This is a genomic window from Allobosea sp. 05T433 (assembly GCF_056396065.1).
Genome location: NZ_JBFTKS010000013.1, coordinates 149,014 through 173,153 on the forward strand (window position 1 = coordinate 149,014; position 24,140 = coordinate 173,153).

24 protein-coding genes are annotated in these 24,140 nt (G+C 65.5%); 8 read left to right on the forward strand and 16 right to left on the reverse strand.

Going from position 1 to position 24,140, the window contains the following annotated elements; translation table 11 throughout:
• Window positions 1–39: 39 nt before the first annotated feature.
• The 4 genes from AC1DGP_RS19155 to AC1DGP_RS19170 form a co-directional block, all read right to left on the reverse strand.
• Window positions 40–327 (reverse strand): gamma-glutamylcyclotransferase family protein, encoded by a 288-nt coding sequence (locus AC1DGP_RS19155; protein WP_476768665.1) that lies wholly within the window; start codon window positions 325–327, stop codon window positions 40–42.
• Window positions 328–365: 38 nt separating this feature from the next.
• Window positions 366–1,064 carry a P-loop NTPase family protein gene (locus tag AC1DGP_RS19160; protein WP_476832424.1) on the reverse strand — a complete coding sequence of 233 codons (699 nt, stop codon included), beginning with the start codon at window positions 1,062–1,064 and terminating at the stop codon, window positions 366–368.
• Window positions 1,057–2,166 carry an AI-2E family transporter gene (locus AC1DGP_RS19165; RefSeq protein ID WP_441491719.1) on the reverse strand — a complete coding sequence of 370 codons (1,110 nt, stop codon included), beginning with the start codon at window positions 2,164–2,166 and terminating at the stop codon, window positions 1,057–1,059. Before AC1DGP_RS19165 ends, AC1DGP_RS19160 begins: the two co-directional genes overlap by 8 nt.
• A 127-nt stretch (window positions 2,167–2,293) precedes the next feature.
• Window positions 2,294–2,824, reverse strand: coding sequence for a CDP-alcohol phosphatidyltransferase family protein (locus AC1DGP_RS19170; protein WP_441507644.1), 531 nt, complete (start codon window positions 2,822–2,824; stop codon window positions 2,294–2,296).
• A gap of 141 nt (window positions 2,825–2,965) precedes the next feature.
• Between AC1DGP_RS19170 and purM the strand changes: the two genes are divergently transcribed.
• Window positions 2,966–4,039 carry a phosphoribosylformylglycinamidine cyclo-ligase gene (purM, locus tag AC1DGP_RS19175; RefSeq protein WP_441507643.1) on the forward strand — a complete coding sequence of 358 codons (1,074 nt, stop codon included), beginning with the start codon at window positions 2,966–2,968 and terminating at the stop codon, window positions 4,037–4,039.
• 53 nt (window positions 4,040–4,092) lie between these two features.
• Window positions 4,093–4,656 (forward strand): phosphoribosylglycinamide formyltransferase, encoded by a 564-nt coding sequence (gene purN / locus AC1DGP_RS19180; RefSeq protein ID WP_441507672.1) that lies wholly within the window; start codon window positions 4,093–4,095, stop codon window positions 4,654–4,656.
• On the opposite strand, the gene AC1DGP_RS19185 is transcribed toward purN, so the two are convergent.
• Window positions 4,587–5,366, reverse strand: a complete 780-nt coding sequence (locus AC1DGP_RS19185) for a helix-turn-helix transcriptional regulator (protein WP_476832425.1) — start codon at window positions 5,364–5,366, stop codon at window positions 4,587–4,589. The genes purN and AC1DGP_RS19185 overlap by 70 nt on opposite strands.
• A gap of 120 nt (window positions 5,367–5,486) precedes the next feature.
• On the opposite strand from AC1DGP_RS19185, the gene AC1DGP_RS19190 reads away from it, so the two are divergent.
• Window positions 5,487–6,209 (forward strand): glutathione S-transferase family protein, encoded by a 723-nt coding sequence (locus AC1DGP_RS19190; RefSeq protein WP_441507641.1) that lies wholly within the window; start codon window positions 5,487–5,489, stop codon window positions 6,207–6,209.
• On the opposite strand, the gene AC1DGP_RS19195 is transcribed toward AC1DGP_RS19190, so the two are convergent.
• Together AC1DGP_RS19195 and AC1DGP_RS19200 are read right to left on the reverse strand one after the other, a co-directional pair.
• Window positions 6,193–6,555, reverse strand: coding sequence for a hypothetical protein (locus AC1DGP_RS19195; RefSeq protein ID WP_441507640.1), 363 nt, complete (start codon window positions 6,553–6,555; stop codon window positions 6,193–6,195). The genes AC1DGP_RS19190 and AC1DGP_RS19195 overlap by 17 nt on opposite strands.
• Window positions 6,556–6,666: 111 nt before the next feature.
• Window positions 6,667–8,754 (reverse strand): molybdopterin-containing oxidoreductase family protein, encoded by a 2,088-nt coding sequence (locus tag AC1DGP_RS19200; RefSeq protein WP_476832426.1) that lies wholly within the window; start codon window positions 8,752–8,754, stop codon window positions 6,667–6,669.
• Between the two features lie 139 nt (window positions 8,755–8,893).
• Between AC1DGP_RS19200 and AC1DGP_RS19205 the strand changes: the two genes are divergently transcribed.
• On the forward strand, window positions 8,894–9,712 hold the full coding sequence (locus AC1DGP_RS19205; protein ID WP_441507638.1) for a MipA/OmpV family protein: 819 nt from the start codon (window positions 8,894–8,896) through the stop codon (window positions 9,710–9,712).
• 66 nt (window positions 9,713–9,778) lie between these two features.
• On the opposite strand, the gene ndk is transcribed toward AC1DGP_RS19205, so the two are convergent.
• Window positions 9,779–10,201 carry a nucleoside-diphosphate kinase gene (gene ndk, locus AC1DGP_RS19210; protein ID WP_441491726.1) on the reverse strand — a complete coding sequence of 141 codons (423 nt, stop codon included), beginning with the start codon at window positions 10,199–10,201 and terminating at the stop codon, window positions 9,779–9,781.
• 224 nt (window positions 10,202–10,425) lie between these two features.
• On the opposite strand from ndk, the gene AC1DGP_RS19215 reads away from it, so the two are divergent.
• Window positions 10,426–10,818, forward strand: a complete 393-nt coding sequence (locus AC1DGP_RS19215; protein ID WP_441507637.1) for a DUF2147 domain-containing protein — start codon at window positions 10,426–10,428, stop codon at window positions 10,816–10,818.
• Window positions 10,819–10,951: 133 nt separating this feature from the next.
• Here the strand turns inward: AC1DGP_RS19215 and AC1DGP_RS19220 are convergent, their stop codons facing one another.
• From AC1DGP_RS19220 to gatB, 4 genes are all read right to left on the reverse strand, one after another.
• Window positions 10,952–11,659 (reverse strand): glutathione S-transferase N-terminal domain-containing protein, encoded by a 708-nt coding sequence (locus AC1DGP_RS19220; RefSeq protein WP_441507636.1) that lies wholly within the window; start codon window positions 11,657–11,659, stop codon window positions 10,952–10,954.
• 147 nt (window positions 11,660–11,806) lie between these two features.
• Window positions 11,807–12,295 carry a GNAT family N-acetyltransferase gene (locus AC1DGP_RS19225; RefSeq protein ID WP_441491729.1) on the reverse strand — a complete coding sequence of 163 codons (489 nt, stop codon included), beginning with the start codon at window positions 12,293–12,295 and terminating at the stop codon, window positions 11,807–11,809.
• A 120-nt stretch (window positions 12,296–12,415) separates the two neighbouring features.
• Window positions 12,416–12,922: a GNAT family N-acetyltransferase gene (locus AC1DGP_RS19230; protein ID WP_441491730.1), complete on the reverse strand. Its 507-nt coding sequence runs from the start codon at window positions 12,920–12,922 to the stop codon at window positions 12,416–12,418.
• Window positions 12,919–14,400: an Asp-tRNA(Asn)/Glu-tRNA(Gln) amidotransferase subunit GatB gene (gene gatB / locus AC1DGP_RS19235; RefSeq protein WP_441491731.1), complete on the reverse strand. Its 1,482-nt coding sequence runs from the start codon at window positions 14,398–14,400 to the stop codon at window positions 12,919–12,921. Before gatB ends, AC1DGP_RS19230 begins: the two co-directional genes overlap by 4 nt.
• Before the next feature lie 228 nt (window positions 14,401–14,628).
• Between gatB and AC1DGP_RS19240 the strand changes: the two genes are divergently transcribed.
• Both AC1DGP_RS19240 and AC1DGP_RS19245 read left to right on the forward strand, forming a co-directional pair.
• Window positions 14,629–15,786 carry an efflux RND transporter periplasmic adaptor subunit gene (locus tag AC1DGP_RS19240; protein ID WP_441507635.1) on the forward strand — a complete coding sequence of 386 codons (1,158 nt, stop codon included), beginning with the start codon at window positions 14,629–14,631 and terminating at the stop codon, window positions 15,784–15,786.
• 72 nt (window positions 15,787–15,858) lie between these two features.
• Complete coding sequence (locus AC1DGP_RS19245; RefSeq protein ID WP_441507634.1) at window positions 15,859–19,053, forward strand: efflux RND transporter permease subunit; 3,195 nt, start codon at window positions 15,859–15,861, stop codon at window positions 19,051–19,053.
• Window positions 19,054–19,109: 56 nt separating this feature from the next.
• Here AC1DGP_RS19245 and AC1DGP_RS19250 read toward each other — a convergent pair whose 3' ends face one another.
• The 4 genes from AC1DGP_RS19250 to AC1DGP_RS19265 all read right to left on the reverse strand — a co-directional run bounded on the left by AC1DGP_RS19250 (window position 19,110) and on the right by AC1DGP_RS19265 (window position 22,273).
• Window positions 19,110–19,316: a hypothetical protein gene (locus tag AC1DGP_RS19250; RefSeq protein WP_441507633.1), complete on the reverse strand. Its 207-nt coding sequence runs from the start codon at window positions 19,314–19,316 to the stop codon at window positions 19,110–19,112.
• A 169-nt stretch (window positions 19,317–19,485) separates the two neighbouring features.
• Window positions 19,486–21,000: an Asp-tRNA(Asn)/Glu-tRNA(Gln) amidotransferase subunit GatA gene (gene gatA, locus AC1DGP_RS19255; RefSeq protein ID WP_441507632.1), complete on the reverse strand. Its 1,515-nt coding sequence runs from the start codon at window positions 20,998–21,000 to the stop codon at window positions 19,486–19,488.
• Between the two features lie 86 nt (window positions 21,001–21,086).
• Window positions 21,087–21,374, reverse strand: a complete 288-nt coding sequence (gene gatC / locus AC1DGP_RS19260) for an Asp-tRNA(Asn)/Glu-tRNA(Gln) amidotransferase subunit GatC (RefSeq protein ID WP_113512524.1) — start codon at window positions 21,372–21,374, stop codon at window positions 21,087–21,089.
• A gap of 200 nt (window positions 21,375–21,574) precedes the next feature.
• The gene (locus tag AC1DGP_RS19265) at window positions 21,575–22,273 is read right to left on the reverse strand and encodes a metal-dependent hydrolase (protein ID WP_441507631.1); all 699 of its coding nucleotides are present in this window, start codon (window positions 22,271–22,273) and stop codon (window positions 21,575–21,577) included.
• A 123-nt stretch (window positions 22,274–22,396) separates the two neighbouring features.
• On the opposite strand from AC1DGP_RS19265, the gene ade reads away from it, so the two are divergent.
• Complete coding sequence (ade, locus tag AC1DGP_RS19270) at window positions 22,397–24,097, forward strand: adenine deaminase (protein WP_441507630.1); 1,701 nt, start codon at window positions 22,397–22,399, stop codon at window positions 24,095–24,097.
• Window positions 24,098–24,140: the final 43 nt, after the last annotated feature.

The following is a 24,140-nucleotide window of genomic DNA, read 5'->3' on the forward strand; positions in this document are numbered from 1 at the left end:
CGCCTCGGTCCCGGATCTGAGCCACACCGCAATCCGGCGCTAATCCGAGACCTCGTAGGAATCGGCCGCGGCGAGCTCCGCGGCTGTGATGTTGAAGACGGTTCCGGCCACTTCGTCGGCAGGATTGCCGGACCGGGTCACGATCGGATGATGCGTCTCGCGGCTGGTGGCGATCACCTCCGGATCGGTGATCTCGACCATTGTGCGGGCGAAGCCGACAAGGGCGTCGTCACGGCCTTCGAGCTCTCGGCCGAATGTGGCGAGCTGGACGTTCCTCTGGCGCAATGTGCCGTAGGAAAACAGCCGGATCTCACGTCCGTCGGCCATACCGCTCTCCTTCCAACCTGCCTGGCTGCGCTGCCTGTTCAGTTCGCATCATCCGGAAAGAGGTCCGTCAGGACCTCGCCGGCCAGGGCGCGCGTGACGCGCCGCCCGCGTTCCAGCGAAAGCCTGTCGAGCGCGTCGACCAGTGCACGCGCCGCGGCAAACGAGCGCTCCATCCGCAGCGTCAGCGCTTCGATGATGCCGGCATCGACGATGAGCTGCCGGTCGATGAAGAGCTTGACCAGCAGCGCCCGCAGCAGCGCATCGTCCGGCGGCGCGATCGTCGCATGGGGCGCCAGCCGCAGGCGCGACAACAGGTCGGGAATACGTACGCCCCATTGATCGGGAGCTGCGCGTGCGGTCAGCAGCAGCGAGCCGCGCTTCGCCTTGATCGCGTTCAAGAGGTGGAACAGGGCGGCTTCGTCGCGAGGCCCTCTGTCGCAATCCTCGACGACGAGCGCCCCTCCGGAGATCAGGTGCGGCACGTTCTCCTCGGTCACCTCGGAGACGGGCATGACCCAGGCATGGGCCGCCTTGGCCCAGATCGCCGCGAGATGGGTCTTTCCCGCCCCTTCCGGGCCAACCAGGCGCAGCCAGGCCTCGGGCCAGTGCGGCCAGGCCTCGATCATCCCATAGGCGGCTTCGTTGGACGGGCCGATCAGGAAATCCTCGACGCCGTGGCGGCTGTCGACGGGCAGGTCGAAGGCGAGCTGACGCGGGCGGCTTGTATGGTCAGACATCGGCTCCGAGACGCTTGCGGGCTTCGGCGGACTTCGAAACATCGCCGCCATGATAGATGTTGCTCGCCAGATACTGCCGAAGCGCGAAACGGCTCAAGACCCCGATGACTGCCGCCAAGGGAACCGCAAGCAGGAGCCCGACGAAGCCGAAGAGAGAGCCGAAGGCAAGCAGCGCGAACATCAGCCAGACCGGATGCACGCCGATCGAGTCGCCGACGAGCTTCGGCTGCAGGATGTTGCCTTCGATGAACTGACCGGCGGCAAAGACGCCGAGCGTCACCAACGGCCAAGTCCACTCCGGCCAGAACTGCACGATCGCGACGCCGACCGACAGCACGAGGCCCGTCAGCGAGCCGACATAGGGGATGAAGGAGAGGAAGCCGCTGATGATGCCGATGAGCGCGCCGAAGTTGACGCCGACGATGCTCAATCCGACGGCATAGAAGGTCCCGAGCAGGATGCAGAGCAGCGCCTGGCCGCGCAGGAAGCCGGCGATCGCCTTATCCATCTCGCTCAGCAGGCCGCGGATGGTGTCGCGATGGTCGAGCGGCAACCAGCTGTCGACGGTCGCGCACATGCGGTCCCAGTCGACCAGCAGATAGAAGGCGATGACGGGGGTCAGAACCAGCAGCGAGAACACGCCGATGATCGCGGTCCCCCCGGACCAGAGCGATTGCAGGACACTGCCGACCCATTTGGTTGCTTCGCCGACGAGATTTCCGAGTGAATTCTGGGCATCCTGGGCAAGCTTGCCACCACCCAGCTTCTCGAGGAGCGGCGCCCCCCGCTCCAGGATCAGCGTTTGCAGCTTGGCAGCGACCTCGGGCATCCGCGCAACGAAGCCGGCGAGCTGCTGGCCGAGCAAGGGCATGAGCAGCACGAGCGACAGCACGAAGATCAGAAGGAAGACGATCAGGATGACAATCGTCGCGGCCAGACGGCTCATTCCGAGCCGCTCGAGCCGATCCGCAAGGGGGTCGAGCAGATAGGCCAGCGCCAGCGCCGCGATGAATGGCAGCAGCACGTCGCGCAGCAAGACCAGGCACAGCACGAAGACTGCGAGCGAGATCAGCCAGAAACCGATTTGGCGTTGCAACGACATGAACAGGCAGTCCCCGGCGGATTCCGCGATGCGAGATCATCGACCGCGTCCACGAAGATGGGTGAACACGAAGCAAGTTCCAAGCCGCAGCACTGAAACGGACGCAATCGCGCCCGCTCGCCGCAGGTCAGGCCGCCATATGGCGCAGCCAGAACGCGAGATAGGCCGCCATTGATCCCAGCGTCAATACGGCGACCAGGAGCTGGCCGACATCGATCGCCGGCCCGGGATCGACCCCGAAGGCCTTGCTCCCGAGCATCAGCGCGGCGAAAATGAGCTGTGCGGCCGTGTTGAGCTTGCTGACCACGAAAGGAGCGATCTCGACGGGTTTTTCCATCACCCAGGACAGGATCACGGCGGAGACGATCATCAGGTCGCGCGAGACCACCAGGACGACCAGCCAGACCGGGATAGCCCCGACCAGCGCAAGCGTGATGTAGATCGAGACGATCAACGCCTTGTCCGCGACGGGGTCGAGATAGGCGCCGAGCTCGCTGGTCATGCCGAAGCGCTTGGCGATGAATCCATCGACCGCGTCCGAGACGCCGGCCGCCACGAAGAGGATGAAGGCCGTCTCCCAGCGTCCATTGGTGATCATCACCACGACGAGCGGCACCAGAAACAGCCGGCCGATGGTGATGAGGTTGGGAAGGGTCATGCTCTTCCGGATTCGCAGCGCTGTCCTGTGCGACGCTAGAGCCCGAAACGGTGCACCGGCAAGGCCGAATCCGTCATAGCGGCTTGCAAGGCGCGGCTGGCTTGCCTATCGCTCGCGCGAACGGAATGGAAGCCGAGGACCATGAGCAAGCCAGGAGCGAACGGACTGACCTATGCGCAGGCGGGCGTCGACATCGATGCCGGCAACGCGATGGTCGATGCCATCAAGCCGCTGGTGCGTGCCACGCGCCGCCCCGGTGCCGATGCGGAGATCGGAGGCTTCGGCGGCCTCTTCGATCTGAAGGCTGCGGGCTTCAATGACCCGATCCTGGTCGCCGCCAATGACGGCGTCGGCACGAAGGTCAAGATCGCGATCGAAAGCGGGCGGCATTCGACGATCGGCATCGACCTCGTCGCGATGTGCGTCAACGACCTGATCGTGCAGGGCGCCGAGCCGCTGCTTTTCCTCGACTATTACGCTACCGGCAAGCTCGATCCGCAGGTCGGCGTCGAGATCGTGCGCGGCATCGCCGATGGCTGCCGGCAAGCCGGCTGCGCGCTGATCGGCGGCGAAACTGCCGAGATGCCCGGCATGTATGCCGAGAAGGATTATGACCTCGCGGGCTTCGCGGTCGGCGCCGCCGAGCGCGGGGCACTGCTGCCGCGTGCGGATCTCGTGCCCGGCGACGTGGTCTTCGGCCTGCCCTCCTCCGGCGTCCATTCCAACGGCTACTCGCTGGTCCGGCGCATTGTCGCTCTGTCGGGACAGAGCTGGGAGGCTCCCGCCCCCTTCGCACCTGAGACCAGCCTCGCCGAAGCGCTGCTCGTGCCGACACGCATCTATGTAAAGCCGCTGCTGGCCGCGCTGAAGGCGACGGCGGGCATCAAGGCGCTTGCCCACATCACCGGGGGCGGCTTCCCCGACAATATTCCGCGCGTGCTGCCCGAAGGGCTCGGCGTTGCGCTCGATCTTGCGGCCATTCCGGTTCCGCCGGTCTTCGGCTGGCTTGCCAAGGTCGGCGGTGTTGCCGAGCGCGAGATGCTTCGCACCTTCAATTGCGGCATCGGCATGATCGTCACCGCTGAAGCCGGCAAGGCCGGTGAGGTCGAGGCCGCCCTGAGGGACGCCGGCGAAGCGCCGGTGCGGCTTGGCGAAATCGTCCCGGTCGCGGCCGGCGAAGAGCCGGTGAGCTATCGCGGGACGCTCAGCCTGTGATTCAGCCGGCGCGTCGTCGCACCGCGATCCTGATCTCGGGGCGCGGTTCCAACATGGCCGCGCTGATCGAGGCGGCGCAGGCCGGCGACTATCCGGCCGAGATCGCTCTCGTGCTCTCGAACGTGCCCGAGGCCGGTGGCCTGGCCCGGGCTGCGGCTGCCGGGGTGCCCGTCGCAACCGTCGATCACCGCTCCTTCGGTCGGGATCGTGAGGCTTTCGAGCGCGCCATGGACGATGTCCTGCGCGTCAATCAGATCGAGCTCATCGCGCTCGCCGGCTTCATGCGCATCCTGACGCCCTGGTTCGTCAGGCGCTGGGAAGGACGGCTGCTCAATATCCACCCCTCGCTGCTTCCCCTGTTCAAGGGCACGCATACTCATCGCCAGGCTCTCGAAGCCGGGGTCAGGGAGCATGGCTGCAGCGTGCATTTCGTCGTGCCGGAGCTCGATGCCGGGCCGGTGATCGCACAGACCCGGGTTCCCGTGCTCGCCGGCGACGATGAGGATGCCCTGGCGCACCGCGTGCTCGGCGTCGAACACGCGCTCTATCAGCGGGCGCTGGCGGAGGTTGCCTCCGGCAGGGCCACGCTGGCGGGGGGCGAGGTCGTGCGCGGCTGATCGATCGGGCAGGATCGGGCCTGTGCCGCCTGTTCCTCTTCCTTCTCCCAGCGACGGAACAGATCGGCCCGTCTTGCCGGATAGCGCTCTTCGCGCGGGACGAGATCGGTGATGCGGTCCGTGCGAAAATGCCGGAAGGCCTGCCGCAGCTCGCACCAGGCGATGACGATCCGCACCCGCTCGTAGAATGTCATGCCGATCGGCCAGATCATCCGGTCGGTCTCCTGACCGGCCTCGTCGCGATACCGGATCGCGAGCTTGCGGCCCTGGCGGATCGCAGCCCTGATGCCGGCGGCATCGATCTGATCGACCGGCTGGTCGCAGCGATAGGCCGGCGCGAACAGGGCGCCATCGAGCAGGATCGGTMGTAGATGCGGCGGCAGGACGGCTGCGACCTTGCTGACGACGTCTTCCGCCGCGCGTGCCAGCACCGGGTCGGCACGCTCACCAAGCCAGCGCATGCCGACGAGAACCGCCTCGATCTCGTCCGGCGAGAGCATCAGCGGCGGCAGATCGAAGCCAGCGTCAAGCACATAGCCGATGCCGGCCTCGCCGCGCACCGGCACGCCCTGGCGCATCAATGCTCCGATATCGCGGTAGATCGTCCGCACCGAGACATCGAGTTCGGCGGCGAGGGTATCGGCCGTCACCGGCCTGCGACGTCGGCGCAGGCCCTGGATCAGATCGAGCAGACGTTCGGCACGTTGCATGACGAGGAATTCCCAAGCATCAGGTTGGGCAGGAGAATGCTCTAGCTCTGCTGACAAGAGTTGTCAGCAGTCTGTCAGCAGAAAACCAACGCCTTGCCTCTGCCAATGGGAGGATTTCGCATGATCACGCTACAGGTCTTCGGACCCGGGTTCGGCCTGCCGGACCCGAGCCCTTTCTGCATGAAGGCGGACATCCTCCTGCAGATGTCCGGCCTCCCGCATGAGCGCAAGATCGGCAATATGAGGCGGGCGCCCAAGGGCAAGCTGCCGCTGATCATCGACGCTGGCGAGATCGTCGCCGACAGCACCTTCATCAGACTGCATCTGGAGCGGAAATACGGCATCGACTTCGACAAGGGCCTGACGCCGGAACAGCGCGGCATCGCCTGGGCCGTCGAGAAGATGCTGGAGGATCATCTCTACTGGTTCGTGGTCAGCGAGCGCTGGGCCAATGACAGCAATTTCAACCGGGGGCCGCTTCAGTTCTTCAGAGTCGTGCCGGCGCCGTTGCGACCGCTGGTTGCCGCGATGGTCAAACGCCAGGTGCAGCGCACGCTCAAGGGCCAGGGCACCGGGCGCCACAGCCCGGTTGAACAGGCGGAACTCGCCCGGCATGCGCTGGGAGCCGCCGCCGCGATTCTGGGCGAGCGGCCCTATCTGATGGGCAGCGAGCCTTGCGGCGCGGACGCCACGCTTGGCGCCTTCCTGGCCTCGGGGCTGTGCACGCTCTTCGAGTCGCCGATACGCGGCCTGATCGAAAGCCACCCCAATCTCGTCGCCTATGCGGCGCGGATCGGGGCGCGCTATTTCGCCGACCGGAAGCTGATCAGCTCGGCCGCCTGAGCTTGCAGCGATCGATGAAATCGTAGCCCTTGGCGCGGGCGCTGTCGTTGAAATAGCCGGTTTCGCGGAAGGCCTGGATCTCGTCCTTGGTCATCGCGTTGACGGTGCCCTTGGCATAGCAGCTGCAAGGCGTGTGGACGGCTTCACGCGTCGTGCCGATCAGCTGCGACTGGGTGACCAGGCAGGCATCGAAGGCCCGAAGCTGGATCATGTAGGGCGTCAGGTTCTTGGCGGTCGGATCGGGCGGCGGCAAGGCGCTCGTGCCGCTCGCGGCCTGGGCCGAAACCGCAGCCATCATCAGGAACCCACCGGCCAGAACGACCGCACCTATCCGCCGCATCTTCATGATTCCGCAGTTCCTTCGAGACATGCCCATGCCGGGGCAAGCATCATCCATGCCTCGCCCGCGCGCGGCGGAATGGTCACAGCCCTCCGTAAAGGTCAAGTGGCCGATCAGTCACGCCTTCTTGATCCACACTTTGTTGTCGTGGAAGGCGGCCCCGCCGAAGGGAGCGACCGCATCGGCGCCGGTGATGGTGTTGATGCCGCGCCCATGCTTGTGCGCCGCATTCGGCCAGATCGATTCGGCAATGACGACGCCGCGCACCACGCCGGAGAAGAACTTCGCCGTCAGATGCACGCTGCCGCGCCGGTTGCCGATAACGACTTCGCCGCCATCGGAAATGCCGAGCCCTTCCGCGTCCTGCGGATGCATCATCAAGCTCGGTCCGCCCTCCTTCTTCTGCGAGCTTGGTGTCTCGGTGAAGGTCGAGTTGAGGAAGCTGCGGGCGGGGCTGGTCGCGAGGCGGAAGGGATGCGTCTCGTCCGTGTTCTCGATTACGCCCCAATGATCGGGAAGACCCGGCATCTGGCTGTAGGGGCCGACCGGGCCGTCATTGGCGTTGGGCACCTTCGGCCAGTYCGGCTTGAAGCGGAACTTGCCGTCGCGATAGCCGAAACCGTCGACGTAATGCGCGCGATCGAACCCCGGCTGGATGTCGTGGAAATCAGCCGCGATCAGCTCGTCCAGCGTGCCGCGGCCGGTCTCGCGCAGCGTCCAGTCGACGATCTCGCGCGGCGTCATCGCGAACCCGCGATGTTCGGCGCCCAGGCGCTCGGCAAGCGCACAGATCACCTCGTGGTTCGAGCGGCACTCGCCAGGCGGCTCGACGAGCTTGCCGCCCCACATGATGTGCTGATGCCCGCCGCCCTGGTAGAGGTCGTCATGCTCCATGAACTGCGTCGCCGGCAGCACGATGTCGGCCATGGCTGCGGTCTCGGTCATGAACTGCTCGTGCACGACCGTGAACAGGTCGTCGCGGGCAAAGCCCTGCTTGACCAGTTCCTGCTCGGGCGCAACCGAGACGGGATTGGTGTTCTGGATGAAGAGCGCCTTCACGGGCCCGCCCTGGCGCAAGGCCTCGGCGTCGCCAGTCAAAACCCTGCCGATCTGCGACTGGTCGAGCTGGCGGATGCGGGGATCCCGGACATCCAGCCCTTCGATCAGGCTCTTGCGCCACTGGTAGATGCCGCTGTTCGAATGAAAGGCGCCGCCGCCTTCGTACTGCCAGGCGCCTGTCACCGTCGGGACGCAGAGCGCCGCATGCATGTTCACCGCACCGTTGCGCTGGCGTGCGAAGCCATAGCCGAGGCGAAAGAAGCTGCGTTTGCGGGTGCCGACCAGGGTCGCGAATTCCTCGATCGCGGCGACGTCGAGTCCGGTGATCGCAGCCGCCCATTCCGGCGTGCGGCTGGCGAGATGCTCCTCGAGTTCGGCGGGCGCATCAGTGTAGCGCGCGAGATAGTCGCGGTCGGCATGGCCGTCGCGGAAGAGGACATGCATGACGGCGCAGGCGAGCGCGCCATCGGTACCCGGGCGCAGCACCAACGCGAGATCGGCCTGGGCCAGCGTCGGGTTGTGGTAGATGTCGATGGCGACGATCTTGGCGCCGCGCTCCTTCCGCGCCTTGATCGCGTGATGCATGACATTGACCTGGGTGTGCACGGCGTTCGTGCCCCAGATCACTACGCAGTCCGATTTCGCCATCTCGCGCGGATCGGGACCGGCGAGCCGGCCCGTGCCGGCGATGAACCCGGTCCAGGCCATCGTGGTGCAGATCGTCGAATACTGGCCGGAGTAGCGCTTGACGTTGCGCAGCCGGTTGATGCCGTCACGCATCACCAGCCCCATCGTGCCGGCATAGTAATAGGGCCAGACGGCGTCGGCGCCGTGCTCGGCCTCGATCGCGAGGAAGCGGCGTGCGGTTTCGTCCAGCGCCTCATCCCAGGAGATACGCTCGAACTGCCCGGAGCCCTTCGGTCCGGTGCGGCGCAAGGGGTGCAGCAGCCGGTCCGGATGATGGATGCGCTCGGAATACCGCGCCACCTTCGCGCAGATCACGCCGTCGGTGTAGCTCTGGCGCTTGCTGCCGCGCACCCGCCCGATGCTGCGCCCGTCGATCACCTCGACTTCCAGCGAACAGGCCGATGGGCAGTCATGCGGGCAGACTGACGGCAGATGCGTGATGCGGGGCAGTTCGGTCATGGATGATCCTTCAGCCCGCTACTGGTGACGCGCCGGGCTTTTGCGGTCAATGCCGGCGGCGTCAACCCGGGATTAACGATAACGCTTCAGATTGTCGGAACTTCCGCTTGCCAAGGCGCCGTTGCGCCGGAGTTCGATAATGCGTTGCGTTGCGTTTCTGACCGGCCTTGCGGCCAGTCTCTGCCTGTCGCCTGCCGGCTCAGCTCAAGCCCAGTCCAGCGATTACACCACCCTCACCTCCCCCGAATCCGTCCAGAACTGGCACCTGACCCTGGGAGGCGGCCTGCGCTACACGCCGGACTATTCCGGTTCGAACGACTATGTCTTCCGGCCGCGGGCGATCGTGAACCTGGCGCGTGGCACCAAGAGCACCTGGTGGTCATCGGAAGACGATGCGATCAGCATCGGATTCTTCTCCGGCAAGGCCTGGCGCGTCGGCTTCTCCGGCAACCTGCTCTGGGAGCGCAAGGCGAGCACCAACCCTGCGCTGATCGGCATGCCGGACGTCAAGTTCGGCGCCGAGCTCGGCGGTTTTGTCGAATTCTACCCGACCTCCTGGCTGCGCGGCCGCGTCGACCTGCGCCGCGGCGTGATCACGCATGACGCGCTTGTCGCCGAATTCAAGATCGACGCCTTCCAGAAGATCGGGGCCTGGACGATCGGCGCCGGCCCGCGCATGAGCGTCGTCGGGGCCGACTATGTCCGGACCTATTTCGGCGGCAATTACGCGGGCAGAGGCGGCCTGCTGCAGCGTTACAATGCTGGGATCAACTCGATCGGCGCGATCGCGCAGGTGACCTATAACTGGTCCGAGAAGCTGCAGACGACTGCCTATCTCGAATACAAGCACCTCGTCGGCGATGCGACCAGATCGCCGATCGTCAAGCCGTTCGGCTCACGGGATTCGCTGACTGTCGGCGTCTCCGCCAGCTACGCCTTCGATCTCGGCTTCAAATAGTTCCCCGAACGAAAACGGCGGAGCCACTGGCTCCGCCGTTCGAAGACGATCAGCAGTCGCGCCGCGTCAGCCGACGATCTCGTTGCCGGCGAAGAACTGCGCGATCTCGATGGCGGCGGTCTCCGGCGCATCCGAACCGTGAGCGGTGTTCTCACCAACCGACTCGGCGAAGAGCTTGCGGATCGTGCCCTCGGCGGCATTCGCCGGGTTGGTGGCGCCCATCACGTCGCGATAGGTGGCGATGGCGTTCTCGCCTTCCAGGACCTGAACGACGACCGGGCCGGACGTCATGAACTCGACCAGCTCGCCGAAGAAGGGCCGTTCCTTGTGGACGGCATAGAAGGTCTCGGCCTGGCCCTTGGTCATCTGAATGCGCTTCTGCGCGACGATGCGCAGGCCAGCCTTCTCGATCACCGCGTTGACCGCGCCGGTCAGGTTGCGCCGCGTCGCGTCGGGCTTGAGAATGGAAAAGGTACGCTGGACAGCCATCGTTGGTTCCTTAGGGACAATCTGGAGAATGCGGCGGCTTATAGCTGCCGCCTCCCCGCCCTACAAGGCTGCCCGGCCGGCTTCGTTTGCCTGTCCTGCTCCGTGTCGGTCCGGCGGGAGCCGTCCATCAAGCCCGACGCGTCTCCAGCTTGAAGCGAAAGCCGGCTCGGATATAGTTCATATCTGAACCATGCAGCCATAGCTGGTCGAAACGGGAGGATCGCATGCGCTTTCACAAGACCTCGGCCAGGGCCGCTCTGCTCGGATTCGCGACGCTGGCACTCGCCGGCACCGGCTCCGCCCTGGCACAGGATGTCAGCGGCACCTGGCTGCGCGATAGCGGGGCCTCGCGGGTGCGCTTTGCCAAATGCGGCGAGGCGATGTGCGGCACACTGGCCTGGCTGAAGGACACGAACGGCCCCGCCAAGGTCGGCCAGCGCATCTTCTACGACATGAAGCCGACCGGCGCCGGCAAATGGAGCGGCAGCGCCTTCAATCCGGAGGATGGCAAGACCTATTCCGGCACGATGTCCTTGTCCGGAGATGCGCTGACCACCTCGGGCTGCGTGCTCGGCGGTATCATCTGCCGCTCGGTGAAATGGACTCGGGCGAACTGACGCGACGAGCTTAGGGCGCTGTCCGGTCAACTGCGCCGTCAGCAACCGGCATCTGGGCCGCCAGCCCGGCGCGCGCCGAGCGTGGCGGGAGGGTGACGGTCAACCCAAGGTCGACCATCGCCAATGGATCAGCTCAGCGGGCCCGCTGCCCGAACAGAACGGCCTTCTCTTCCGGCGTGCTGATGCCGGCCGGATTGCGCAGTTCAGCGCCGATCGCGAGGCCGCGCTGCACGGCCGGGCGGGCCTGCATCGTTTCCAGCCAGCGCCCGACATTCGGGAACTGCCTGATGTCCTGCCCTTGCTTCTCCCAGCCTCTGGCCCAGCCGATGCAGGCCATGTCGGCAATCGAGTAAGCGCCGCAGATATAGTCGCGGCCCTCGAGACGGCGATTGAGCACGCCATAGAGCCGGTTGGCCTCGTTGGTGTAGCGATCGATGGCGTAAGGCAGCTTCTCGGGCGCGTAGATGCGGAAATGATGGGTCTGGCCGAGCATCGGCCCAAAGCCGCCCATCTGCCAGAACAGCCATTCATCGACCGCGACGCGGCCACGCTCATCGGCAGGGTAGTATTGTCCGGTCTTGCGGCCGAGATATTGCAGGATCGCACCGGACTCGAAGACCGAGATCGGCTCTCCGCCGGGCCCATCATGATCGACGATCGCCGGCATGCGATTATTCGGCGAGATCTCCAGGAAGTCGGGCTTGAACTGATCGCCCTTGCCGATATTCACGGGGATGAGGTTGTAAGGGAGCCCGCACTCCTCGAGCATGATGGTGATTTTCCAGCCGTTGGGCGTCGGCCAGTAGTAGAGATCGATCGGCTTTGACGAACGTGCGAGCATCACAGCTTTCCTGTCGCGATTGAGCCGGGATCTGATGTAGGCTGCCCGGCAGGCCGTCGGTAGGGTTGCCGACCTGCTTGGCAAGCAGGTTGGTCATGTCCGGGCATGGTAAGCCGCCCGCGATCGGCCTGGACGGCTCTGCGGCCTTCAGACCGGCTTCTTGAAGCCTTCGTGGCTCTGGTCGAAGCCAAGATTGCGATAGAAGCGATGGGCGTCGGTGCGAGCCTTGTGCGAGGTCAGCTCGACCAGCCCCGCTCCCTTCTCCTTTGCGAAGGCGAGCCCGTGGGTCATCATCACTGCGCCGATCCCCATTCCCCGCGTTTCCGGCGCAACGTGGACACTCTCGAACTTCGCACGCTTGCGCCCTCGTGCGGCGAAACCCGGAATGAGCGTGACCTGGAAGGTGCCGACGACCTCTCCGGCGCGCTCGGCGACGAAAAGTGTGGTGTCGGGACTCGCCAGAACCTCGTCGAAGGCCCGCTCATAGTCCGGGTGCGCGGCTTCAGCTGCGGCGTCCTGTTCCGTCACTTCCTGTGTCGCGGAGCCAAGCACAATCAGGCTGGCGACACGCTGGACATCGTCGCGCCGGGCCTGGCGAATGGAAATCTCGGACGGATCGATCTTGCTCTTGCTCATGGCCAGGCCTCCGGACCGCTGGACAGCCCCGCGGTTGGCGCGGTGTTAGCAAAGCCCTTTCTGAAACGGAACTCGGCATGCCGGCCCATGCGGCACGCTGACGGGCTCCGCCGGCTGCCGTCACTCGGCAAACAGGCGCTTTGCCATCAGCAAGGTGTTGGGCGTGTCATCGCGGCCGTCGAAGCGGGCCGAGCGCTGCAGGAAGAAGCCCATCCGCTCGTAGAATGCGATCGCGGGCTCGTTCTGCAGCTCGACTTCCAGGCGCGCAACCGGCGCCAGGGGGAAATGGGCGAGCGTGACGTGCAGCAGGGTGCGGCCGATCCCGACGCCCTGATAGGTCGGCAGGACATAGAGCCGCGTCAGCAGCGCCGCCCGGTCGCGCTCGCGGCGGGCGGACGAGGTCGCAACGATCTGGTCATCGACCAGAGCAACGAGAAAGGCTTCGCCGTCGCGACCGAGCTGGGCGCTCAGATTCTCCAGCGAATGCCAGGCATTGGTGATCTCGGCGACACGCTGCCAGCCATAAATGCCGTCATAGGTCGCATGCCAGGTCTCGACCAACAGCGAGCGGACGGCCGGGAGATCGGCCGCAACCGCGTCGCGGATGATGAGCCTGTCTGGCGTCACTCGATACCCAGCTTCTTCTTCAGGATCTCGTTCAGCGCCTGCGGATTGGCCTTTCCGCCCGACGCCTTCATGGCCTGGCCGACGAACCAGCCAAGCATGGTCGGCTTCAGCTTGACCTGCTCGACCTTGTCGGGATTGCCGGCGATGATCTCGTCGACCGCCTTCTCGATCGCTCCAGTGTCGGTCACCTGCTTCATGCCGCGCGTCTCTACGATCTCGCGCGGATCGCCCCCTTCGGACCAGAGTATCTCGAACAGATCCTTGGCGATCTTGCCCGAAATGACGCTCTCGCCAAGCAGATCGACGAGGCCGCCGAGCTGGGCGGCAGAGACCGGCGAGGCGGTCACATCCTTGCCTTCCTTGTTCAGGCGGCCGAACAACTCGTTGATCACCCAGTTGGCGGCGGCCTTGCCGTCGCGGCCCTTGGCGACAGCCTCGAAGTAATCCGCCTGCTCGCGCTCGGCGACGAGCACGGAGGCATCATAGGGCGTCAGGCCGTATTCGGCGATGAAGCGCGCCTTCTTGGCGTCGGGCAGTTCCGGCAGCGCTGCCTTCAGATGTTCGACGAAGGCATCGTCGAATTCGAGCGGCAGCAGGTCCGGGTCCGGGAAATAGCGATAATCATGCGCCTCCTCCTTGGAACGCATCGAACGGGTCTCGCCCTTGCCGGGATCATAGAGCCGCGTTTCCTGGTCGATCTTGCCGCCATCCTCGAGGATGCCGACCTGGCGGCGCGCCTCGACATCGACCGCCTGGCCGATGAAGCGGATCGAGTTGACGTTCTTGATCTCGCAGCGCGTGCCGAGGGGCTCGCCGGGGCGGCGCACCGAGACGTTGACGTCAGCGCGCAGGTTGCCCTTCTCCATGTCACCATCGCAGGTGCCGAGATAGCGCAGGATGGTGCGCAGCTTGGTGACAAAGGCCTTGGCCTCGTCGGCCGAGCGCAGGTCGGGGCGCGAGACGATCTCCATCAGCGCGACGCCGGAGCGGTTGAGATCGACGAAGCTCATCGTCGGATGCTGATCATGGATCGACTTGCCGGCATCCTGCTCCAGATGGAGGCGCTCGATGCCGACGCTGATCTGCTCGGTCGGCGAGAGATCGACGACGATCTCACCTTCGCCGACGATCGGGCTCTTGTACTGGCTGATCTGGTAGCCCTGCGGCAGGTCGGGATAAAAATAGTTCTTGCGATCGAACACGGACCGGTTGTTGATGCGCGCGTTCAACCCTAGGCCGGTACGAACTGCCTGACGCACGCATTCGGCATTGATCACCGGCAGCATGCCGGGCATGGCCGCGTCGACTAGGCTGACATGCTCGTTCGGCTCGCCCCCGAAGGCGGTGGAGGCGCCTGAGAAAAGTTTCGCGTTGGAGGTGACCTGGGCATGGATTTCCATGCCGATGATGATTTCCCAATCGCCGGTTGCACCCTTGATCAGCTTCTTCGGGTCGGCAGGGCGGGCATGCGCGTTCATATCGGTCTTCCAACTCTGGTCAGGTCGCGTCTTCGGTAGAACCTTGGCGCCCGGGCGGCAAGCGTCTGTTGCCATCCTGTCACCCCCTGGCCGGAATGTTGCTAATCTGTCGTCATTCGACGGTGCTGTCGAGTGACGGAACTTGACAATCGTCAGCACGCAACCTTTCTTGCGCGCGGCCCGGAAACCGAGAGTGGTTGCGCCGGCCCCGCTATCCGGAGTTTTTCCATGCGAATCCGCCGCTCAACGGGTCGGACTCTTGCCACCTTCGCGGTGCTGCTCGCGACGTCCGCCGCCACGGCCCTCGCCCAGGGCGCCCCACCGGCTCCGCCGGTCCAGACTGCAGCGCCGCTCGCCAAGCGCGTGACCAACTGGGACGAGTACACAGGCCGCTTCGAAGCGCGCGAGCAGGTCGAGATCAGGGCCCGCGTCTCCGGGTTCCTCGACAGCATCCATTTCCGCGACGGCGATCGGGTGAACAAGGGCGATCTGCTCTTCACAATCGACCAGCGCCCGTATCAGCTTGCCGTCGATGCGGCACGCGCTGAAGTCGCGCGCGCCAAGGCCCAGGTCGAGCTCGCCCAGAACGAGGTCGAGCGCGCCGAGGCTCTGACGCAGAACCGGACGATCACGGTTCGCGACATTGACCAGCGCCGCGCCAACTTGAACGGTGCCGTCGCGTCCCAGCAGGCGGCCGAGGCCAATCTCAAGACCGCCGAGCTCAATCTGGAATGGACGCAGGTTCGCGCCCCCCTGTCCGGCCGGATCTCGAACAAGCGCGTCGATGCGGGCAACCTCGTCGCGGGCGGCCAGTCGGGTGCGACGCTGCTGACGACGATCGTCGCTACCGATCCGATCAATTTCGTGTTCGATACGTCGGAAGCCGACTACCTCCGCTATTCCAGGCTCGCCGGCGAACAGCGCGGGCTGACGAACCGTGAAAGCGCTCCGACCGCACAGGTCAGGCTCGCCGACGAGACGAGCTGGAAGCGCCAGGGCAAGATCGACTTCGTCGACAACGCCTTCAATGCCCGCTCAGGTACGATTCGCAGCCGCGCCGTATTCGAGAACAAGGATCAGTTCCTGACGCCCGGCACCTTTGGGCGCGTGCGCATCTATGCCGGCCAGGTCGACGCATTGCTCGTTCCCGACGCCGTCATCGTCTCGGACCAGGCCAGCAAGATCGTGCTGACGGTCGGCGCCGACAACAAGGTCGTGCCCAAGCCGGTGGTGCTCGGTCAGATCGCGGACGGGTTGCGCGTGATCACCAAGGGCCTGGAGAAGGACGACAAGGTCATCATCAACGGGCTCGCCAGCCCGATGGTGCGGCCGGGCGCGACCGTCACACCGCAGGCCGGCGAGATCAAGGTCGCCGCAACCAACTGACGGCTTACGCCGCCATCACCGGAAGCGGACGGCATCGGCCGCCCGCCCTGCCCTCCCGGCCAGGACCCCAGCATGTTCCGCTTTGCGCATTTCTTCATCGACCGGCCGATCTTCGCGACCGTTCTCTCGATCCTGCTGACGATCGCCGGCGCCATCGCGCAGCGCAGCCTGCCGATCGCGGAATATCCCGAGATCGCGCCGCCGACCGTCACGATCACCGCGACCTATCCGGGCGCATCGGCCGAGGTCGTCGCCTCGACCGTCGCAGCGCCGATCGAGCAGGAGGTCAACGGCGTCGACGATATGCTCTATATCTCGTCGCAATCGACCGGTGACGGGCGTGTTACGATCAGCGTCGTCTTCAAGGCCGGCACGGATGTCGACCAGGCGCAGGTGCTGGTGCAGAACCGGGTCTCGGCGGCCGAACCGCGCCTGCCGCAGGACGTCCGTACGCTCGGCCTGCAGGTCCGCAAGGCCTCGCCCGACTTCCTGATGGTCATCCACATGCTGTCGCCCGACGGCTCGCGCGACCAGCAATACGTCTCGAATTACACGACGCTGAACGTGAAGGACGTGCTGACCCGCGTCGAAGGCGTCGGCGACGTGCAGGTCTTCGGCGCGCGCGACTACTCGATGCGTGTCTGGCTCGATCCCGCCAAGGTCGCGGCGCGCAATCTGACGGCCGGGGATGTCATCGCCGCGATCCGCGCCGCCAACATCCAGGTCGCCGCCGGAGCAATCAACCAGCCGCCGGCGAAGTCGGATGGCGCCTTCCAGCTTTCGGTCAATACGCAGGGACGCCTCACCAGCATCGACGAGTTCTACAACATCGTCGTCCGCTCGGACGCGGATGGCGGCACGATCCGCGTCCGCGACGTGGCCCGCGTCGAGCTCGGCGCGCAGGACTATCTGTCGAACTCCTATCTCGACAACAAGGAAGCCGTCGCGATCGGCGTGTTCCAGCGTCCGGGCTCGAATGCGTTGTCGGCATCCGAAGCGCTCATCAAGACAATGGACGGGTTGTCGAAGAACTTCCCGGCCGGGGTCGAGTACAAGATCGTCTACAACCCGACGGAGTTCATCGCTGAATCCGTCTCCGCCGTGGTGACGACGCTGCTCGAGGCGATCGTGCTCGTCGTCTTCGTCGTGATCCTGTTCCTGCAGACCTGGCGTGCGGCGATCATCCCGATCATCGCGATCCCGGTTTCGCTGGTCGGCACCTTCCTGGTGATGAGCGCGGTCGGTATCTCCTTCAACACGATCTCGCTGCTGGCGCTGGTGCTGGCCATCGGTATCGTCGTCGACGACGCGATCGTCGTGGTCGAGAATGTCGAGCGCTATCTGGCGCAAGGCATGAGCGCCAAGGACGCAGCGCACAAGACCATGGACGAGGTCGGCGGCGCCCTGCTCGCGATTGCGCTCGTGCTGTGCGCCGTGTTCATCCCGACCGCCTTCATCACTGGTCTGCAGGGCACGTTCTACCAGCAGTTCGCAGTCACGATCGCAGCCTCAACGGCGATCTCGTGCTTCGTTTCGCTGACCTTGTCACCGGCGCTGTCGGCTATCCTGCTGAAGCCGCACAGCCATGAGGAGCCGAAGGGTTTCTTCGCGGCAATCGGTGCGCCGCTGCGTTGGTTCTTCAAATATTTCAACATGGCCTTCGACTGGCTCTCGCGCGCATACGGCGCGGCGACCTCGCGCCTGATCCGCGTCGGCGTCCTGATGCTGCTGGTCTATGCCGCCCTGATCGCGGTCGCCGGCCAGCGCCTGGCGGCGATTCCGACGGGCCTCGTCCCGCAGCTCGACCGCGGCTACTTCATCGCCGTCGTGCAGCTGCCTCCGGGCTCGTCGCTGCCGCGGACCGACGAGGTCATCCGCAAGGCGACCGACATGCTGCTGTCGCGGCCTGGCGTCGCCCATATCGTCGCCTTCGCCGGCCTTGATGGCGCAACCTTCACCCTGGCGCCCAATGCCGGCGTCGCCTTCGTCACCCTCACCGACTTCAGGGAAAGGGCCAAGGCGGGCCTCACGACCCAGGGCATCCTCAACGATCTGCGCAGCCAGCTGGGCCAGATCGGCGAGGCCTTCGCCCTGGTGATCGAGCCTCCTGCCGTTCCCGGAATCGGCAACGGCGGTGGTCTCAAGGGCTATGTCCAGGATCGCGGCGGGCGCGGCCTGCCGGCGCTTGAGGGCGCGACCTGGGCAGTGGCTGGAACCGCGGGCCAGGCTCCGGGAATCCAGCAGCCGTTCACGCTGTTCTCGACCAGGACGCCACAGATCTACGCCGATATCGACCGGACCAAGGCTGAAATGCTCGGTGTGCCCGTGACCCGGGTGTTCGAGACCCTGTCGGTCTATATGGGGTCGGCCTATGTCAACGATTTCAATATCCTGGGCCGCACCTTCCGGGTGACGGCGCAGGCCGACAATCCCTACCGGCTCGACATCCGCGACGTCGCGGCGTTGAAGACGCGCAATGTCGACGGCGAGATGGTGCCGATCGGCTCGGTCGCGACCTTCTCCGACACGACCGGCGCCTATCGCGTGCCGCGCTACAACCTCTATCCGGCGGCCGAGGTCCAGCTTTCGATGGCGCGCGGTTATTCGACCGGCCAGGGCATCGCGGAGGTGGAGAAGATCGCGCAGCAGGTTCTGCCGGCCGGGTTCGGTTTCGAATGGACCGAGATCGCATTGCAGGAGAAGCTTGCCGGCAACACTGCGATCATCGCCTTCGGCCTCGCCGTCGTCTTCGTCTTCCTGCTGCTGGCGGCACTGTACGAGAGCTGGACCTTGCCGCTCGCCGTCATCCTGATCGTGCCGATGTGTATTCTCGCGGCGATGGTCGGCGTCGGTTACAAGGACTTCGATCGCAACGTGCTCGTCGATATCGGTCTCGTCGTGCTCGTCGGCCTTGCTGCGAAGAACGCGATCCTGATCGTCGAATTCGCCAAGCAGGCCGAGGACGAGGGTATGAGCCGGCGCGAGGCTGCGATCGCAGCGGCCAGGACCCGGTTGCGACCGATCCTGATGACGTCGCTCGCCTTCATCCTTGGCGTGCTGCCCCTGACGATCTCCGTCGGTGCCGGTGCCGAAATGCGCCAGGTTCTCGGCGTCGCGGTGTTCTCCGGCATGATCGGCGTGACGCTGTTCGGCCTGCTGTTCACCCCGGTCTTCTATGTGGTGGTGCGCTGGCTCGCTTCTGTGCTGAGCCGGAAGAAGAAGGGCGAGCCGACCGCCGGCAAGGATGCCCATCCGGCAGCCCACTGAAGCCTGCTGAACAACGAAACCCCGCCTTGCCGATCCGGCAAGGCGGGGTTTCTCTTTTAGGCGAACTTTCGAGCCAGGAGCCGGCACGCGAAGGCGACGCCAGCCGCCACCGCAGCCGCGATCAGGTTCGCGAGGGGCTGCGCACCGGCATCGCCCCTCACCTGCTGCACGATGATCAGGAGAAGCAGGAGCGCGGCGACGAAGGCCAGCGCCCCTTGCAGGAAAGTGAGACAGGCCCAGGCGATGGCGCGGCTGAAGATCATGCCGCCAGCCTAGACCCAAAGCATGGTCCAGCGGAAATCTGTCCGCGCCATGCCGGACAAACCGCAAGGTGATGCAGAGCCGGAAACGATCCGGAAACTTCGAAGATCCAGGTGACGAATCCCGGGCTCCTGCCTGGAGGCTCCCGGGATTGGCGCCGCGCTCAGGCGCTTACGCCCACCACTTCTCGCCAACCGTGAAGCGGCCAGCCGCGTCCTCGATGACCTGGCCGAGCGAGAACAGCGTCTCCTCGTCGAAGGGGCGGCCGATCAGCTGCAGGCCAAGCGGCAGGCCCTGCGCATCCTGTCCGGCGGGCACCGCGATGCCCGGCAGGCCGGCCATGTTCACCGTGACCGTGAAGACGTCGTTGAGATACATCTCGACCGGATCAGACGAGCCCTTCTCGCCGATGCCGAAGGCCGCCGAGGGCGTCGCCGGCGTCAGCACGGCGTCGATTCCGTCGGCATAGGCCAACTCGAAATCGCGCTTGATCAGCGTGCGGACCTTCTGGGCCTTGAGATAATAGGCGTCGTAATAGCCGGCCGAGAGCACATAGGTGCCGATCATGATGCGGCGCTTGACCTCGGCGCCAAAGCCTTCGGCGCGGGTCTTCTCGTACATCTCGACGATGTCGCGGCCCGGCACGCGCAGGCCGTAGCGCACGCCGTCATAGCGGGCGAGGTTGGAGGAGGCTTCCGCCGGCGCGACGATGTAATAGGCGGGCAGAGCGTATTTCGTGTGGGGCAGCGAGATGTTGACGATCTCGGCACCGGCTGCCTTCAGCCAGGCGATGCCCTGCTGCCAGAGAGCCTCGATCTCGGGCGACATGCCGTCGAGCCGGTATTCCTTGGGAATGCCGATCTTCATGCCCTTCACCGAGCGGCCGACCGCGGCCTCGTAGTCCGGCACGGCGAGGTTCGCGGAGGTCGTGTCCTTGGCATCGTACCCGGCCATCGAGCGCAGCATCACGGCGCTGTCGCGCACCGTCTTGCCGATCGGACCGGCCTGGTCGAGCGAGGAAGCGAAAGCGACCGTGCCCCAGCGTGAGCAGCGGCCATAGGTCGGCTTGATGCCGACTGTCCCGGTGAAGGCCGCCGGCTGGCGGATCGAGCCGCCGGTATCCGTCGCGGTGGCGGCCAGGCAGAGGTCGGCGGCGACGGCGGCGGCCGAGCCGCCCGACGAGCCGCCCGGAACCAGATGGTTGCCCTCGATTGCGCCGGAGCCACCTGCTCCGACATTCGAGCCGCTGCGGCGCCAGGGATTGACGACATTGCCGAAGGCGCTGGTCTCGTTCGACGAGCCCATGGCGAACTCGTCATTGTTGAGCTTGCCGAGCATCACCGCGCCGTCGCGCCAGAGCTGGCTCGTCACGGTCGATTCATAGGCTGGCACGAACTCGCCAAGGATCTTCGAGCAGGCGGTGGTGCGCACGCCCTCGGTGGCGAAGAGGTCCTTGATGCCGAGCGGCAGGCCTTCGAGCGGGCCGCCCTCGCCCTTCGCCAGCCTGGCATCGGAGGCCGCGGCCTGCTTCAGCGCGTGGTCCGGCGTCTCCAGCACGAAGGCGTTGAGCGCGCGGGCCTTCTCGATGGCGGCGATATGCGCCTTGGCGAGGTCAGTCGCGGAAAAGGTCTTTGCCTTGAGGCCGTCGCGGGCCTCGGTCAGCGTCAGGCGGGTCAGGTCGGTCACGTCAGTGGTTTCCGGCAAATTGAACTGGGAGGAGCCCGCGGAGCGCGCCTGGCGCTTCCGGGGAGATAGAACGGGCGGATCAGCGCCTATTCGACCACCTTCGGCACCATGAAGAAATTGTCCTCGGAGACCGGCGCATTGGCGACGATCCGATCGGCGATCTCGCCATCCGTGACGACATCCTGGCGCTGCGTCATCGCCATCGGCGTGACCGATGTCATCGGCTCGACGCCGCTGACATCGACCTCGTCCAACTGCTCGACGAAGCCGAGAATGGCGTTGAGCTCGCCTTGCAGCTTGGGCAGATCGGCCTCGGGCACGGCAATGCGCGCCAGATGCGCGACGCGCTTCACGGTGGCGAGATCGACCGACATGGCAGGCTCCTGAAACTGTGGCTGAACAAGCCGAAACTGATTTGCCCGCGCTATAGCGCGTCGGCGGCAAAAGGATAAGTCAATACTGACGGGTCGTCGGAATCCCGGCCAGAACGCCGGGATCCATCGTCATGGACCGAAGCTGGATGGAGACGGGAATAGCGCGCTTCGTTGCCGATCCCGGATGACGCGGCCTTGCGTCAGATCTCGACCGCCTCGCCCTTCCCGGGCACGAGGGCCCGAACATCGCTGCCCTTCAACGCCGCGACGAACTCGTCGGCATTCTGGGCGATGATCGGGAAGGAGCCGTAATGGCAGGGGATCGCGACCTTCGGCTTGACGAAGCGGGTCATGGCCAGCGCCGCGGTCTTCGCGCCCATGGTGAAGCGGTCGCCGATCGGACAGATGCAGATGTCGACGGCATTCAGTTCGCTGATCAGCGCCATGCCCGGGAAGATGTCGGTGTCGCCCATATGCCAGAGCGTCTTCTCGCCCGGGGCCTTGATGACCACGCCATTGGCGCTGCCGAGCGGGAAAGCGACACCGGCCTCGACCAGGCCGGCCGAGTGATCTGCCCTGACCAGGGTGGTCTGGAAGGAGCCGAGATCGACCGTGCCGCCGGTATTCATCGGCTCGAACTTCTTCAGGCTCTTCGAGGCAAGGTACATGCACAGGTCGAAATTGGTGACGACGGTCGCGTGATTGGCCTCGGCGATGGCAAGCGTGTCGCCGATATGGTCGCCATGGCCATGGGTGATCACGATATGGCTGACGCCCTTCGATGCCTCGGCGGCATTACCCTCGAAGGCCGGATTGCCGGTGAAGAACGGATCGATCAACAGCGAAGCGCCGGGGAGATCGAGGCGGAAGGCCGAATGGCCGAACCAGGTGAGCTTCATGGCGGAACCCCTTAGGCTGACGGGCAAGACAGCCTATCTAGGCCGGCAACGCGCGCCGTCCAAGTCGACTTTGCATCGGGCGACGTGCACGCTGCCACGCCTGGACCAAATGGAACCCTCGCCATGACCGACGCCGCAACCCTTTCCCGCCGCATTGCCCAGGGCCGTGGCGACGAGCCGGCCGATCTCGTCATTCGCGGCGCCAGGCTGTTCGATCTCGTCACCGGCGCCCTGGTCGAGACCGATATCGCGCTCTGCGGTGGAACGATCGTCGGCACCTATGGCCGTTATGAGGGCATCGCGAGCTTTGATGCCCGGGGGCTGATCGCGGTGCCCGGCTTCATCGACACGCATCTTCATGTCGAATCGTCGCTGGTGACGCCGTTCGAGTTCGAGCGCTGCGTGCTGCCGCACGGGGTCACGACCGCGATCTGCGACCCGCACGAGATCGCCAATGTCCTTGGCGTCGAGGGTATCAGCTATTTCCTGCGCTGCGCCGAGGCGATGCGCATGGATTTGCGCGTGCAGCTCTCGAGCTGTGTGCCGGCGACGCATCTGGAAACAGCAGGGGCCCGACTGGAGGCGGGCGACCTGACGCCGCTGATGGACCATCCCAAGGTGATCGGGCTCGCCGAGTTCATGAACTTCCCGGGCGTGCTTCACCGCGATCCCGGCTGCCTCGCCAAGCTCGAAGCCTTCTCTCACCGGCATATCGATGGCCACGCCCCGCTGGTCCGTGGAATGGACCTGAACGGCTACCTCTCGGCCGGCATCCGCACCGATCATGAAACGACCACGGCCGAGGAGGCGCGCGAAAAACTCGCCAAGGGCATGGCGATCCTGATCCGCGAGGGCTCGGTGTCGAAGGACCTGCATGCCCTGATCCCGCTGATCACCCGCGACGCCTCGCCCTTCCTCGCGTTCTGCACTGATGATCGCAACCCGCTCGACATCGCCGAGGAAGGCCATCTCGACTACATGATCCGCACTGCGATCGCCGCCGGGGCGGATGTGCTTGCGACCTATCGCGTCGCGACGCTCGCGGCTGCACGGAATTTCGGCCTGTTCGATCGCGGCTTCATCGGGCCCGGCAAGCGCGCCGACATCGTGCTCGTGGATGATCTCGCGACCTGCCAGGTGAAGTCTGTCTTTGCGGGAGGCCGGCTCGTCGAGGGGGCCCTCTTCGCGGATCGCAAGCCCATTCCGCCGGTTGGCCTCGGCAGTGTCCGGTGCCGCAGACTGGAGCCGGGAGATTTCAAGGTCGCGGCCCGGTCCGGCGACACCCCCGTCATCGGCGTCGTGCCGGGCCGCATCATCACCGAGCGGCTGGCGATGTCCCTGCCCGCCCGGGATGGAGAGGCCCTGCCCGATCTCACGCAGGACGCGGTCAAGGTCACGGTGATCGAACGGCATGGCAAGACGAACGGCATCGCGACCGGCTTCGTCCACGGCTTTGGCATGAAACACGGCGCCATCGCCTCTTCCGTCGGCCATGACAGCCATAATCTCTGCGTCGTCGGCGTCGACGAAGCCTCGATGGCGGCTGCCGCCAACCGGCTGATCGAGATCGGCGGCGGGTTCGCCGTCGCGGATGGTGGCGTGGTCAAGGCGGAGCTGGCGCTGCCGGTTGCCGGCCTGATGAGCGACCAGCCTTTCGAGGTCGTGCGGCACGGCCTGGAGGGCTTGCGAACGGAAGCGAGGGCGCTCGGCGTCGTGCTGGCCGAGCCGTTCCTGCAGGTCGCCTTCCTGACCTTGCCGGTGATCCCGCATCTGAAGATCACCGACAAGGGGCTGGTCGATGTCGACCGGTTCGACTTCGTCTGAGATCTAGCTTCACGGCATCGGCCCGCAGAGTGGATTGCGGACT